Origin of the sequence: Acinetobacter seifertii (assembly GCF_016064815.1) — a bacterium.
In the GTDB taxonomy this organism is placed as follows: Bacteria; Pseudomonadota; Gammaproteobacteria; order Pseudomonadales; family Moraxellaceae; genus Acinetobacter; species Acinetobacter seifertii.
In genome coordinates, this window is record NZ_CP065820.1 from 2192734 (window position 1) to 2206680 (window position 13947).

Genomic DNA, 13947 nt, shown 5'->3' on the forward strand with positions numbered 1-13947 from the left:
TAGCAAAAATGAAACTAAGCTCAAAACTAGAGGAGTCAGGAGAAATTTAACAATAGATATATTTTTAAAATTAGCTCAATGATTTTAAATGCAATTCATTATCAAATTGAATGAAAGGAAATGTTCGATCATTAGTTAATTTATCTTTAAATCGAACAAAAGGACGTAATTTTACTAGAATCGAATTTTAAAATTAGAAAAAATGAATGGTTAGGAATTTTAAGGAAGTGCTCAAGGTCGAGTGATTTTTAATGTTTCATTCTATTTTCTGTATAGCATACCTAAAAAATTCCTAGTTTTTGTCTACAAAACGATGGAATAAATATGACATATACTCAGGAAGAAAAACGTAGCCGGATACGTGGGATTGTAGGCGCAGCCTCTGGTAATTTAGTTGAATGGTTCGACTTTTATATCTATGCAGTATTTGCTGCCTACTTTACTCAAGCCCTAACCGCACCAGATATGGATAGTACGACTAAGTCTATTTATGTTTGGGGTGTGTTTGCTGCAAGTTTCTTTATGCGTCCGATCGGTAGTTGGGTATTTGGACGCATCGCAGACCGACATGGTCGAAAAAAGTCGATGATTATCTCAATCTGTCTGATGGCCCTAAGCTCATTTTTGTTTGCAGCTTTGCCAACTTATGACCAAGTTGGTTTATTTGCACCCTTTCTTTTACTTGTAGTGCGATTACTTCAAGGCTTATCTGTGGGTGGCGAGTATGGTGCAGTTGCAACTTACATGAGTGAACTAGGCTTAAAAGGTCAGCGTGGTTTTTACTCATCTTTCCAGTATGTCACCCTCTCTGGTGGTCAGTTACTCGCAAGCTTACTTGGCGTTATTTTGTTGGCATTTTTAAGTGAGCAACAATTACATGACGGCGGTTGGCGTATTCCATTTGTGATTGGTGGTATCGCGGCAATTTTATCTTTACTTGCTCGTAGTCGTATAGAAGAAACACTTTCTCATCAAGATAGTGAGCGTAAAGAGTCTGGTAGCTTAAGAGAACTCTTTAAAAAGCATTGGAAAACCTTTTTATTGGTGGTCGGATACACTTCTGCTGGTTCATTAACGTTTTATGTAGAAACTGTTTATTCAAAAACTTATTTGACCAATTTAGGGATGGATGGAAAAACCGTTGGTTATATCATGACCTTCGCGCTATTTGTCTATATGTGTGCTCAACCTGTATTTGGTGCAATATCCGATCGTATTGGGCGCCGCTCTTCAATGTTGGCATTTAGCTTATTGTCCGCCATATTTATCTATCCAGTCATGGTGGTCGGGATGCGAGCCAATATTGACTCTCCGATTATTATTGCCCTGCTACTCATCTTTATGATGATGTTACTCAGTTTCTATACCTCTATTAGTGGTTTGGTAAAAGCTGAAATGTTCCCACCTCATGTACGAGCTTTAGGCGTAGGTTTTTCGTATGCAGTAGGTAATGCGCTGTTTGGTGGTTCTGCACCTTCAGTTGCCTTACAGTTCAAAGCTGCTGGAATTGAAAATACTTTCTTTATTTACGTGATTGTCATGCTGATTATCTGTTTCTTATGTAGCCTTGCGCTTCCGAAAAATCCAGATTATTTAGAACATGATCACTAAAAACTAAAAGTTAGATATTCTTCTAGAGCTTTTTTTAGAAGAATATCTTTTTAAAATAATAAGAAATTCATTTTTGTTCTGTATCTTATAACTACATAGTACAACGCACCTGCTTAATTCATTAGCAATTTTAAGTTTGATGCTGCTGATCAATATAAATCAATTTTTTGATGGGATAAAAATGGAAAACGAAAAATCCCCTTTACCTGAAAGTATTATTCAAGTCACCTTCTGGCAAGCCTTTTTATTTTGGCTCAAGCTTGGCTTTATTAGCTTTGGCGGGCCAGCTGGACAAATCGCTGTGATGCATCAGGAACTCGTTGAACAAAAGCGCTGGATATCTGAAAAAAGATTTCTCCATGCACTTAACTACTGCATGCTGTTACCCGGCCCTGAAGCGCAGCAATTAGCGACCTACATTGGTTGGCTTATGCACAGAACTGCGGGAGGATTAGTCGCAGGCATTCTATTTGTACTACCGTCTTTATTTATTTTAATTGGGCTGTCTTGGGTCTACATAAAATTTGGAGATGTTCCGGTTATTGCAGGTATTTTTTACGGGATAAAGCCTGCCGTCACCGCAATTGTCTTTCATGCAACATACCGTATAGGTAGCCGTTCGCTTAAAAATAAATTTTTATGGTTCGTCGCAATTGCTGCGTTTCTTGCCATTTTTGTCTTAAAGCTTCCTTTCCCACTTATTGTTTTATCTGCAGGCATTGCAGGTTATTTAGTAAGTAAAAAGTACCCTGAGCTACTTTCCTCAGCAGCTGGACATAAAACTAGTCAGAAAGATTATGGCACGGCATTTATTGATGATGATACCCCGACACCAGAGCATGCTAAATTCCATTGGTCACGATTAGCTAAACTTATTTTTGTGGCAATCGCTTTATGGTTATTGCCAATTTTAGCTTTAGGCGCATATTTTGGATGGCATCATTCTTATACGCAAATGGCGTGGTTTTTCACTAAAGCTGCTTTGCTCACGTTTGGGGGTGCTTACGCAGTTTTACCTTACGTCTATCAAGGAGCTGTAAATCATTTTGGCTGGCTTTCACCTACGCAAATGATTGATGGTTTAGCTTTAGGTGAAACTACCCCCGGTCCACTGATTATGGTCGTTGCCTTTGTTGGTTTTTTAGGAGGCGTTAATCATTCATTACTTGGGCCTGAACATCTATTTTTTGCTGGAGCACTCGGCGCTGTCATTGTGACTTGGTTTACCTTTCTCTTTTCATTTGTATTTATTTTTGCAGGTGGCCCTTTTATTGAATCTACTCATAATGAAATAAAGTTTACGGCACCACTCACTGCGATTACCGCGGCTGTGGTCGGTGTCATTTTAAATCTAGCATTATTTTTTAGTTATCACGTGCTATGGCCACACGGTTTTTCCGGTCACTTTGATGTTATCTCGGCGATCATTACTGTGGCTGCATTTATTGCCTTATTCCGCTTTAACATTAATGTACTCTATGTCATTTTTGCATCAGCACTAATTGGTTTAGGTATTTATCTTTTATAAAAATGAGTCATGGGTCTTTTAACGTAATTGTGAAGGACTCATGCCATAAAACTGTTTAAAGCGATGGCTTAAATGACTCGCTGAACTAAACCCACAAACTAGGGCAATATCTTGTAAAGAAAGCTTAGATGACTGAATTAGCCCTTTTGCCTTAGTTAAACGTCTTTGCATGACATATTGGTGAGGCGCCATATTCATGGACTGTTTAAACATATGAGCAAAATGGTATTCGCTTAAATTCACAACATTTGCCAAGTCTGACAAAGCGAGCGCCTGACCTAGATGATCTTCAATCCATTCTTGAATATATTTGAGTTTATGAGGTGCCAGTCCGCCTTTAATGGCAGGCTGTTGCCATTGAACACTACTGTATCTTCGAATTAAATGATTCAACAACAAACTTGCTGTTGTACTCATTTGTAAATGGTTTGAAGAATCTTGCCAATCACAATCTAGTAAGAAGAACTGATAAAGTGCTCGAATCCGTTCATCATCACTAAATGCAACTTCGTTTAGTTGAATTTGATTCGGCTCTTTGTCCCATATTTTTTCGGCAACATCACGTAAATGTTGGTCGGTATAATACAAGTGAACGAATTTAAGCCCACCACGTATGTCCCAAGTTGATTCCTGATGTTCAGGCAACAAACAAAAACGCCCCGGCCCACCGCCGTTTTTCCAGCCCGCAGGGGTTTTTTGATAGCTTTCATAGCCATCTTGAATATAGAGACTTAAAGTATGGTGGTCGCTACAGACACTTACACGATCTTGCTGATTAGACCAAAATGCAAGTTGCATATTTTCATCAAGCACCACAGTTTCGTGAAGCTTGGCTTTAGATTGCTGTAGCTGTTCTAAAGTTTGATAGGCCATGCAAAATTAAAACGAATATCATTGATCTTAAGTTAACCATATTCAGCAAAATTCAGCTAGTTTAGATCTATAAAAAACGCAAGATCTTGCATGTATAACACAAGAATATATACGTGAAAAATGAAGCATTCCTAGATACTTAAGCTTGGTAATCGAGGATGAAGTTATGAATATTTTACTCTATGTTGCGGTGGTGTTGATTTGGGGAACAACATGGATTGGAATTGCCGTTCAAAGCCACTATGCAACACCCGTTGTCGCAATTTTATGGCGTTTTGCCATTTCAGCCTTATTACTGTGGGTTGTTTTACTATTTTCAGGAAAATTACAGCGAATTGCTTTAAAAGATCACTTGTTTTGTATGCTACAAGGACTCTGTGTTTTCGGCCTAAACTTTATTTGTTTTTATACTGCAGTTAAATATGTAAATAGCGGTTTAGAGTCTGTCATTTTTTCAATGGCAGTTTTCTTTAATGCCATTAATGCGCTTATCTTTTTTAAACAGAAACCTTCTCCAAACTTTGCGCCAGCTGCACTTTTGGGTCTAAGTGGTATTGTTCTACTGTTTTGGCATGACCTCATTAATAGTCAGTTTAATGCGCAGTTATTAATGGGTATTGGGCTATGTGCAATAGGCACTTACGGTTTTTCTTTAGGAAATATGATTAGTGTTAGACACCAAAAACGTGGTCTAAATATCTTTTCAACAAACTGTTATGCCATGACTTATGGTGCATTGGTGATGTTAAGTCTAGCTTTATTTACAGGACAAGATTTAATGCCACCGATGAATTTCCCATTTTTAAGTTCGGTACTTTACTTGGCTGTATTTGGTACAGTTATTGGGTTCTCTGCTTATTTTTCTCTGGTTGGACGAATTGGCGCAGCCAAAGCAGCTTATAGCACGTTGCTCTTCCCTTTAGTTGCTTTAACAGTTTCTACTTTCTTTGAAGGATATGAGTGGACTTTAAATGCTGTACTTGGAATTTTATTAATTTTACTTGGCAATTACTTAATGTTTAGTAAGTTAGAAATTGGAAAAAAGTTATTTAATAGTCAAAAAAGTTGTGAGAAGCAGGCCTAAGCCTGCTTTTTTATAAATCATAATTAATTTTAACAGCCCGTTTTTAGCAATAACTCGAAATCTTTTAAAGCTGCAGCTGCTGTAGCTAAAGGCGCAGATGCCCCTCCACTGACCACAAACTCACCCATCTCTTGCGTTAACACTCGTATGCATTTATTAGAACCTTGCAAATGAGCAAAAGGATGATTTGCTGCAACTAGTCTTAATTCAACACCCGTTTGAATTTGCTGATTTTTAATATGAATAAAACCAACCAAACGAGGAGTTAGATTTTCATTTTTCCAATCACGTATATGATCGGCAGTTACATGACTGATTCCTTGTCTTGGAATATCTTTAATTTTTATATCAGCTCCCAAAACAGTATTGGCTAGTATTGTAATTTTTGCAGCGGTATCCCATCCATCTACATCGAAAGAACTGTCAGGCTCTGCAATACCTTTTGCTCGAGCTTTTTCAAGAGATTCTGCAAATGCACATTCATGTTGCAACATATCATTTAGAATAAAATTTGTAGTGCCAGTAAAAACACCTTCTATCTCTAAAATCTGACAGCCTGCTAAGTTATATTCAAACAAATCAACAGTCGGTAAAGCCGCAGCCGTCGCACCGCTAAAAAATAATTTTTTATTATGTTGATGTGCCAAGTTAATTAATTTTTTACCCTCTACGACTAAAGCACCTTTAGATACTGCTATCGCATTCATGCTATGTGTTAAAGCATAATTTAAATAAAATAGGCCCTTTCCACCTGTCACATAGTCACTTGGCCCTGTCTCAATAATGACATCCGCCTGAACCTGTTCTAAAAACCTTTGCTCAGTTAAGCCTGCTTGATATTGTGTTTTATCTAACCACTTTGCAACTTGTAAACCATCTTGATCAATTAAACCTGATGATGAGTTGCATACTCCTACTAAGCGAGCATCAATTTGATATTTTTGTTTATAGTATGTCGATCGATTTAAAAGAAGCTCTGCAATTTGTTGCCCAATCCGTCCAAAACCACAAATTGCCACGTTAACTTGCTTCATATCGCTTTCTCAAAAATTTATATGGTTTAAATCAAATTTCCAAAGAGAATTTTAACATCTCGTCTTTGGGAAATTGCTAACTATAGAGATAGTTAAAATACTATATCACTTAGATACTTGTTAGATTAACTATCTTAATGACCATATAAATTGCGACAGCAAAAACCATTAAAGCAAAGACTTTTTGCACAATTGCAGACGGAATAAAACGAATAGCTCTGCGCCCTAATAACATACCGAATGCACATGCGAGCGCAAACGCACTAGTGATTACTACTGGATAGTGAAAACCCTCTGCAATATGCATCACAATACTCATTCCACTAATGAGAAAAATAATCATAAGTGAAGTTGCAACAATGCTATGCATATCCAAATTTGTGACTTTTCTAAGCGCTGGCACAATTATAAAGCCGCCACCAACCCCTAACATACCAGTTAAAAGCCCCGCAATAATTCCGATGCTGGCAAGAACGCTTCCCGTTTTAAAATTCCAGATAAAGCGTCCCGTACTTGGGTTGACCTGACACGGCGGGTTATGAAAGTCTGATACTCGGTTACTAATAAGTCGATAACCTACTGTAAACATGACTAAGCTAAACACTAACATGAGCCAAACAGGTGAAATCGCGTTGGCTATTAAAATTCCGATATGTGCCATAGGGGCACCAATTAAGGCAATCCAAATAGCAGCGCGATAACGCACAATCTTTTTAAATAAGCCTTCAATGGTTCCAATGAGAGTAGATAGCGCAACTGCCAATAACCCAATCGGCGCAGCTTGCGCCACACTCCAGCCTTGACTAGTCATGAGCGCAGGTACAGCAAGAATGCCACCACCTGCACCAGTCAGACCGAGTAAAAAGCCAATCACGATGCCTTCAACGACAAGTAATAACATATCAAAAGCCTAAAATTGCATATACATTATTTGCAGTAGACTGCTGGTTAATGAGTGAATAGATCTCGTCTTCTTGCGAAGCTTTAACCGCTTCTCAGCGGTAAAGATTATTAATCTTTACTTATCCTCTTTCGCTCAAGCACAGCTTTCGCCTTGCGCTCGTACAAAGCTTTGCTTTGCTTAACCTCGCTCAGGTTTGACCATCCATTCGCGGCCTTTGAGCATGCCTTGCCAGTAAATCGGAGGTAAAATCTGCTCTTTAAGCAGCCATGCCAAACGAGATGGTTTTTGCCCATCAATTACCCATTTTGGAAAACTTGGAAGAAGCTTACCGCCGTAACCAAACTCAGCCAGAACGATTTTTCCACGCTCGACAGTGAGTGGACATGAACCATAGCCGTTGTACTCGCAGAAGTTTTGCTCACCTTTCAATTGTGCTAGTACATTTACCGCAACGATCGGAGCTTGTGCCCGTGCCGCCGCAGCCGTTTTGGCATTAGGTGCATTCATCACATCGCCTAAAGCAAAAATATTGGCATGCTGTGTGTGTTGTAAGGTTTGAGGATTCGCACTCACCCAGCCTGATTCATCAGTGAGTGTACTGGCACGAATAAAATCAGGCGCTTGTTGTGGTGGAACAACATGCAACATATCGAAATCAGTCTCGACCAATGCTGCATTTTCATCATTCACTACCTTAAACCATGCTTTTTTTGCAGGTCCATCTACTTTGACAAGTTGATGGTTAAAGTGCAGTTCAGAGCCATATTTTTCGACATATTGCATTAGTGCAGGAACATATTCCTTCACACCAAATAAAACAGCGCCAGTGTTATAAAAATGAATAGAGATATCTTTAAGTTTGCCTTGCTTTAACCAGTAATCAGCAGAAAGGTACATCGCTTTTTGAGGAGCACCGGCACATTTAATCGGCATAGGCGGCTGGGTAAAGATTGCCTTTCCACTGTTTAGCTGTTGTACCAATTCCCATGTATAGGGCGCTAAGTCATAGCGATAGTTAGACGTCACCCCATTTTTTCCTAAGGTTTCGACTAAACCTTCAATGCCATGCCAATTGAGTTTTAAACCAGGACAGACGATCAACGCTTTATATTGAATCGGTTGGCATCCTTCCAAAATAATCTGATTATGCTCAGGGTCGAATCCGGCAACTGCTGCTTTCATCCATTTTACTTTTGAAGGAATCACACTTGCCATTGAGCGTGCAGTGATTTGTGGTTTAAAAATACCACCACCAACCATGGTCCAGCCCGGTTGATAATAATGTGTATCTGCCGGATCAATAATGACAATATCTAAATTAGGTTCACGACATAAAAGACTAGATGCTACAGAAATTCCTGCTGCTCCAGCTCCTACAATAACAACGCTATAACAAGGAATTGTCGCTGGTTCATGATCACGTTTTAAAATACGTGGCACTAAGCCTTTTAAGTTAAAACCAAGTTTGTTACCCGATTCTACTAACAGCGCTGTATCTTTTGGTTCAACTTCAGCCAAAGCCCACAAACTGATTGCACGCATACCAGAGCGACAATATGCTAAAACGGGCTTCTGAGCATTCTGATAAAGCTGCTTAAACTCGGTAACTTGTTGATCGGTAATTTTACCACTGGTAACAGGCTGATAGATTACGTTTAGGCTATGTCGCTGAGCTGCTTCTTCAATTTCAATCACATTAGGTTGGTCTGCACCTTCTCCATCTGGGCGGTTACATATGAGTGTTTTTACCCCCTGATCTGCAATTTTTGCGACATCATCAGCGGTGATTTGAGGAGCAACATAAAATTCTTGATTAACTCGTTTAAGTTCCATATCGCCACCTTATGATTGTGAAGTTGAGCCACAGGCCTGATTGGCAGGTAGCGCTTTATCGATTTGTTTTGGATATGGCAGATTTAAATTATTCATCAATTTAATAAAATCTTCTCGTGAGCGATTCTGACCTAAACGTGAATTTTTTAAACGTTCATAACCAATCGTTGAAGACAAACGACCCTTATAGTCATGTCCCGGATACACAATAGTGTCGTCAGGTAGGCTGAAAAGTTGCTTATGAATACTGTCATAAAGTGTGCCTGCATTACCTTGTTGGAAGTCAGTTCGACCACATCCATCAATTAATAATGCATCACCAGTGAAAACCATGTTTTCAACCAAATAACTCGTACAAGCATTGGTATGACCTGGTGTATAACGTGCTTCAATACTGAGGTTGCCGACTTTAAGCATGCAACCATCTGTAATTAAAATATCTCCGCAACTCACATCTGAGTTTCGATGTAAAACTGATTTGCAATGAAAACGTTCACGAAGCAAATTCGCAGCAGTAATATGGTCTGCATGAACATGGGTATCTAAGGTATAGATGAGCGTAAATTGATGCTGCTCTAATTCTTTTGTATAAATCTCTATATCTGATGCGACTGGGTCAATTAAAACAACCTCTCGTGTTTCTTCACACCCAAGCATATATGTATAAGTCGAACTTTCCTGCTCAAAAAACTGCTTAAAGAACATGATTTATACCCCAATAATTTATTTCTTTCCTATATTTTGCAAATAAGGTGCCAATTATTTAAAATTAAATAATAAATATAAAAATCAAATATTTAAAATAATAGGTAAAATTAAAGTTAGAAAATAAACTCAGCTTGATGTTCCTTTGAAACTCAAGTATGTTTCAATGAAACAATTATGAAACATAGACAATGGCAAAGTTAAATTTTGAGTCAGAACAAGATTTTTTTATTTTATTTGAGCAATTAAAAGCTTTATTCCCAAATGCGAGTCTGTTTTTAGCAGACACAACGACTCAAGCAATTCACTATAAATTTAATACAGATGACATTTCTGTTGAAAGCATGGCAGCGCTTACTCAAGACCATCACAATCAATATCTCGAAGTTAATACTCCTAAAATGAGAAAGCGATTTATCTATCAGGAAAATGATATTTACATTGCAGAGCATCGAATTATCGGGAAGTTGCATATCCTACAGCCCGTTAGCATAGAGAATGATATTGCTGATGAAGTAGAGCTCACAGAACAATTGCAAGACTTGGCTAAAGTTTTTAATAGCTGTTCGCCTGAAATGACCCGTATGTTTTCAATCATTCAAAGAGTAGCAATTACTGAGTTTCCTGTGCTCGTTCGCGGCGAATCTGGTAGTGGTAAAGAGCTAGTGGCAAAAGCAATTCATGATTATAGCCAGCGTAAAAATAAGATTTTTGTAGCGATTAACTGTGCAGCTTTAAATTCTAATATTTTAGAAAGTGAACTATTTGGGCATGTGAAAGGTGCTTTTACGGGAGCAATTCGCGACCATAAAGGTGTATTTGAACGTGCCGCAGGCGGAACACTGTTTTTGGATGAAATTGCCGAGATTCCTTTAGAGCTTCAAGCTAAATTATTACGGGTGTTAGAAACAGGTGAATTTACTCCTGTAGGTGGTGAAAAACCGATTCAAGCCAATGTCCGAATTATTACCGCAACACATAAAGCTTTACGCGAAGAAGCCAAAGCTGGGCGTTTCCGTCATGATTTGCTCTACCGTTTACGCGTAATTCCAATTTTTATACCGCCACTCAGAGAGCGGAAAGTCGATATTCCTCTTATTGTTGATCAAATTTTAAAAGAAAGCTCAACTCAACTAGACACAATGCCTCATCTCGTCAATCAAAAAGCTATGCAGATTTTGCTAAACTATGACTGGCCTGGAAATGTTCGTGAGCTTAAAAATACATTGCTTTATGCATTAACCATGGCAAATGGTAAGGATGAAATTGAAGTCGAAGACTTACCAAATGAACTCTTAAATGCCGAAGATTACGTTAAATTGCCTGAGACAAATAATGAACTTACCCCTGAAAATGTACAAGCTGCTTTAGAAAAATATGACCATAACCTAAATATGGTTGCTAATATTTTTGGTATTAGCCGTACAACGCTTTGGCGTTATAGACAAAAACATAAGCTTTAGCTAGGTATTTGTTGAATCTAAGGCGTATCATATTGCAGTTGGTTAGATCCATTAAATTCAAAGGCTTTCTATGATTGTTCGCGATAAAAGCAACGTTTTTAAACTCTTATTTGCATGGAAAGGAACTGTTCTACCCAAGGTCTTGCCAGCATTGAGTTTTGTTGTATTTATTTCAGCATGTGTAGTTTGGCTTTCTTATTATCATTGGATTCAAATTCCTACTGTACCCGCAATTGGATTTACAATCTTTGGTGTGATTCTTTCCATTTGTACGGGTTTTAGAAATAACGCCTGTTATGACCGTTGGTGGGAAGGCCGCAAACTTTGGGGTGCATTAATTGCTAATGCCAGACATATTGTTAGAGATAGTCACGTTCTTAACAATGAACAACGTGAACATTTAATTCATCAGGTCTTAATTTTTAGTAATTTACTACGTGATCGACTGCGCCAGCAAACCGCTGAGCCGACCAAATTTCTTGAACATGCTTATTTAAATAACTCTTCACTCGATTATTTAAATGATCATATTAATGCACCGCAGTTTGTACTCGAAAACATTCAAAAAGATTTAGTTAAAATACTAAAAGACGGCGAAATTAGTGACATTATCTATAGCACGCTAAATCGACATATTATTGAGTTAGGCAATATTCAAGCGGGTTGTGACCGTATTGCTGGTACACCTTTACCCTACTCTTATTCTGTACTTTTACATCGCGCTGTTTATTGTTTCTGTTTCATATTACCGTTTAGCCTTGAAGCAGCTTTAGGTATTTGGACACCGCTTATTGTTGGCTTAATCGCTTATATGTTTTTAGGGCTAGATGCTTTAAGTGCTCAAATTGAAGAACCTTTTGGTTTGCAAGAAAATGATTTACCGCTCGATTCTATTGTACGTTTGATTGAACGTGAGTCTCTAAGCTCTTTAGGACAGCCATTACCTCCTATTATTGAAGCCAAAAACAACAATTTACTTTAATAAAAAAGAGCGATGATTCGCTCTTTTTTACATGTTTAAGTTTCTATTTAGGGTTGTACAATAATCTTAACTGCCGACTCATTATTATGAATTAAGGTTTCAAAACCTTGTGAAATCAAATCATCCAGTTGAATACGCTGCGTAATAAAAGGTTCAAGATTTATTTTACCTTCTTCAACCAGTTTAATCGTTTCTTGATGGTCATTTACATAGGCAATAGTGCCTAGTACATCAAGCTCTTTCATTACTACACTATGCACATTAATTGATGCTGGGTGGCTCCAAATGGAAACAATAACGATAACGCCTGTTGGTTTGACTGCTGCAACCAAAGTATCTAAAACTTTGTTAACGCTACTACATTCAAACGCGACATCGACGCCATCGCCATTCGTGATTTTCATGACCTCAGAAACAACATCAACTTCTGACGGGTCTAAAATATAATCTGCGACTCCCGACTCTTTGGCCTTTTCTTTACGTTTTGCACTGAGCTCAGTAATGATGACCTTAAGACCTTTCGCTTTTAAAATTGCCGAAAGCAATAAACCAATTGGCCCAGCACCGCCAACCAGTGCAATATCACCAGACTTTGCACCACTACGTACGTAAGCATGATGACCTACCGATAACGGTTCAATTAAGGCTGCCTGATCCAGTGGAATTTTATTGGAAATTGGGTGTACCCAACGGCGTTTAACCGCAATTTTTTCCGATAAACCACCACCACGACCACCTAAACCAATAAAGTTCATATTTTTGGAAAGATGATAATTATCGCCCGGTCCAGTCGGTACATCATCGGCCACAATATAAGGCTCTACCACCACATGCTGACCAATTTCAATGTCATCAACACCTTCACCTACAGCATAGACAACGCCTGAAAACTCATGGCCCATGGTAATCGGTGCAGATTCACCTGAAATAGGATGTGGATGTCCACATGGTGGAATAAAAATTGGCCCTTCCATAAATTCGTGCAAATCTGTACCACAGATTCCACACCAAGCTACCTTAATGCCTACAGTGCCGGGAGTGACTTCTGGTTCAGGGATATCTTCAATACGAATATCGCCTCTGTCATAAAAACGCGCTGCTTTCATTATTATCTCCCTCAAATCAGGATGTTGTTTTAGCGATAGACTATTCCACCGTCCGTTAAAATGGATTGACCCGTAATATAGTCTGAATCTTCACTTGCCAGAAAAGCAACTAATGCAGCCACATCATCTGGTGTTTGGGCTCTACCTAAAGCAATGCCTTCTACATACTTTTTATAAGTTTCACCTATAGTAGCACCAGTAATTTCAGCAAAACGTTTATCAATTTCAACCCACATGTCTGTTCCGACAATTCCGGGGCAATATCCATTTACCGTAATACCATGACTGGCATATTCTTTTGCCGCAGCTTGCGTAAGTGCTCGTACCGCAAATTTGGTTGCCGAGTAAATACCAAGTAAAGCAAAACCATCATGGCCTGCAATTGAACAGGCATTAATGATTTTACCTTTATGTTGGCGTTGCTTAAATTTTGCAGCAGACGCCTGAATACCCCACAGTACGCCACCAATATTGATATCAACAATTTTTTGAAATTCATCAGGTGTGATATCAGCAATCGCCTGAACCTGTGCAATTCCAGCATTATTAATCATGACATCAAACCCGCCAAGTGTCTGCTCAGCATGATTTATAGCGGCATACACTTGCTCTCGGTCACTTACATCAGCAATAAATGTGCTCGCATTTACACCTAAAGCCTGAATTTCCTGCTGCACATCGTTCAGTCGATCTTGTTTCATATCCACTAATGCAATATGTGCCCCTTCTTGCGCCAAGCGCAGGGCAATCCCACGGCCAATGCCTTGAGCTGCCCCCGTCACTAAAACGACTTTATTTTTTAATCCCTTAACCATGTTCAACTC

The 13947-nt window shown here is 38.7% G+C and carries 12 protein-coding genes; 5 read left to right on the top strand and 7 right to left on the bottom strand.

Annotated features, from left to right (window positions below; all coding sequences use genetic code 11):
• Window positions 1-324 precede the first annotated feature (324 nt).
• Together I8T81_RS10090 and chrA are read left to right on the top strand one after the other, a co-directional pair.
• Window positions 325-1611, top strand: coding sequence for an MFS transporter (locus I8T81_RS10090; protein ID WP_198071044.1), 1287 nt, complete (start codon window positions 325-327; stop codon window positions 1609-1611).
• Window positions 1612-1792: 181 nt separating this feature from the next.
• The gene (chrA, locus tag I8T81_RS10095) at window positions 1793-3139 is read left to right on the top strand and encodes a chromate efflux transporter (protein WP_151761378.1); all 1347 of its coding nucleotides are present in this window, start codon (window positions 1793-1795) and stop codon (window positions 3137-3139) included.
• 18 nt (window positions 3140-3157) lie between these two features.
• Here the strand turns inward: chrA and I8T81_RS10100 are convergent, their stop codons facing one another.
• Complete coding sequence (locus I8T81_RS10100) at window positions 3158-4012, bottom strand: helix-turn-helix domain-containing protein (RefSeq protein WP_198071045.1); 855 nt, start codon at window positions 4010-4012, stop codon at window positions 3158-3160.
• Between the two features lie 166 nt (window positions 4013-4178).
• On the opposite strand from I8T81_RS10100, the gene I8T81_RS10105 reads away from it, so the two are divergent.
• Complete coding sequence (locus I8T81_RS10105) at window positions 4179-5096, top strand: DMT family transporter (RefSeq protein ID WP_019459090.1); 918 nt, start codon at window positions 4179-4181, stop codon at window positions 5094-5096.
• Window positions 5097-5125: 29 nt separating this feature from the next.
• Here the strand turns inward: I8T81_RS10105 and I8T81_RS10110 are convergent, their stop codons facing one another.
• The 4 genes from I8T81_RS10110 to I8T81_RS10125 all read right to left on the bottom strand — a co-directional run bounded on the left by I8T81_RS10110 (window position 5126) and on the right by I8T81_RS10125 (window position 9572).
• Window positions 5126-6130, bottom strand: a complete 1005-nt coding sequence (locus I8T81_RS10110; RefSeq protein WP_198071046.1) for a homoserine dehydrogenase — start codon at window positions 6128-6130, stop codon at window positions 5126-5128.
• A 109-nt stretch (window positions 6131-6239) separates the two neighbouring features.
• Window positions 6240-7031 (bottom strand): sulfite exporter TauE/SafE family protein, encoded by a 792-nt coding sequence (locus I8T81_RS10115; protein WP_198071047.1) that lies wholly within the window; start codon window positions 7029-7031, stop codon window positions 6240-6242.
• 180 nt (window positions 7032-7211) lie between these two features.
• Window positions 7212-8867, bottom strand: a complete 1656-nt coding sequence (locus I8T81_RS10120; RefSeq protein ID WP_198071048.1) for a bifunctional protein tyrosine phosphatase family protein/NAD(P)/FAD-dependent oxidoreductase — start codon at window positions 8865-8867, stop codon at window positions 7212-7214.
• Between the two features lie 9 nt (window positions 8868-8876).
• Window positions 8877-9572, bottom strand: a complete 696-nt coding sequence (locus I8T81_RS10125) for an MBL fold metallo-hydrolase (RefSeq protein ID WP_198071049.1) — start codon at window positions 9570-9572, stop codon at window positions 8877-8879.
• A gap of 191 nt (window positions 9573-9763) precedes the next feature.
• On the opposite strand from I8T81_RS10125, the gene I8T81_RS10130 reads away from it, so the two are divergent.
• Together I8T81_RS10130 and I8T81_RS10135 are read left to right on the top strand one after the other, a co-directional pair.
• On the top strand, window positions 9764-11035 hold the full coding sequence (locus tag I8T81_RS10130) for a sigma-54 interaction domain-containing protein (protein WP_198071050.1): 1272 nt from the start codon (window positions 9764-9766) through the stop codon (window positions 11033-11035).
• 70 nt (window positions 11036-11105) lie between these two features.
• Window positions 11106-12017 carry a bestrophin family protein gene (locus I8T81_RS10135; RefSeq protein ID WP_019459084.1) on the top strand — a complete coding sequence of 304 codons (912 nt, stop codon included), beginning with the start codon at window positions 11106-11108 and terminating at the stop codon, window positions 12015-12017.
• 47 nt (window positions 12018-12064) lie between these two features.
• On the opposite strand, the gene I8T81_RS10140 is transcribed toward I8T81_RS10135, so the two are convergent.
• A complete protein-coding gene (locus I8T81_RS10140; RefSeq protein ID WP_198071051.1) occupies window positions 12065-13123 on the bottom strand; it encodes a 2,3-butanediol dehydrogenase in 1059 nt (352 codons plus the stop codon).
• Window positions 13124-13152: 29 nt separating this feature from the next.
• On the bottom strand, window positions 13153-13938 hold the full coding sequence (locus tag I8T81_RS10145) for an acetoin reductase (protein WP_198071053.1): 786 nt from the start codon (window positions 13936-13938) through the stop codon (window positions 13153-13155).
• Window positions 13939-13947: the final 9 nt, after the last annotated feature.

What these genes read in the sequence shown, in the direction of transcription:
- chrA (WP_151761378.1), top strand. Translation starts at nt 1,793, where the DNA reads ATGGAAAACGAAAAATCCCCTTTACCTGAAAGTATTATTCAAGTCACC.
- I8T81_RS10105 (WP_019459090.1), top strand. Translation starts at nt 4,179, where the DNA reads ATGAATATTTTACTCTATGTTGCGGTGGTGTTGATTTGGGGAACAACA.
- I8T81_RS10130 (WP_198071050.1), top strand. Translation starts at nt 9,764, where the DNA reads ATGGCAAAGTTAAATTTTGAGTCAGAACAAGATTTTTTTATTTTATTT.
- I8T81_RS10110 (WP_198071046.1), bottom strand. Translation starts at nt 6,130, where the DNA reads ATGAAGCAAGTTAACGTGGCAATTTGTGGTTTTGGACGGATTGGGCAA.
- I8T81_RS10125 (WP_198071049.1), bottom strand. Translation starts at nt 9,572, where the DNA reads ATGTTCTTTAAGCAGTTTTTTGAGCAGGAAAGTTCGACTTATACATAT.
- I8T81_RS10115 (WP_198071047.1), bottom strand. Translation starts at nt 7,031, where the DNA reads ATGTTATTACTTGTCGTTGAAGGCATCGTGATTGGCTTTTTACTCGGT.
- I8T81_RS10135 (WP_019459084.1), top strand. Translation starts at nt 11,106, where the DNA reads ATGATTGTTCGCGATAAAAGCAACGTTTTTAAACTCTTATTTGCATGG.
- I8T81_RS10100 (WP_198071045.1), bottom strand. Translation starts at nt 4,012, where the DNA reads ATGGCCTATCAAACTTTAGAACAGCTACAGCAATCTAAAGCCAAGCTT.
- I8T81_RS10145 (WP_198071053.1), bottom strand. Translation starts at nt 13,938, where the DNA reads ATGGTTAAGGGATTAAAAAATAAAGTCGTTTTAGTGACGGGGGCAGCT.
- I8T81_RS10090 (WP_198071044.1), top strand. Translation starts at nt 325, where the DNA reads ATGACATATACTCAGGAAGAAAAACGTAGCCGGATACGTGGGATTGTA.
- I8T81_RS10120 (WP_198071048.1), bottom strand. Translation starts at nt 8,867, where the DNA reads ATGGAACTTAAACGAGTTAATCAAGAATTTTATGTTGCTCCTCAAATC.
- I8T81_RS10140 (WP_198071051.1), bottom strand. Translation starts at nt 13,123, where the DNA reads ATGAAAGCAGCGCGTTTTTATGACAGAGGCGATATTCGTATTGAAGAT.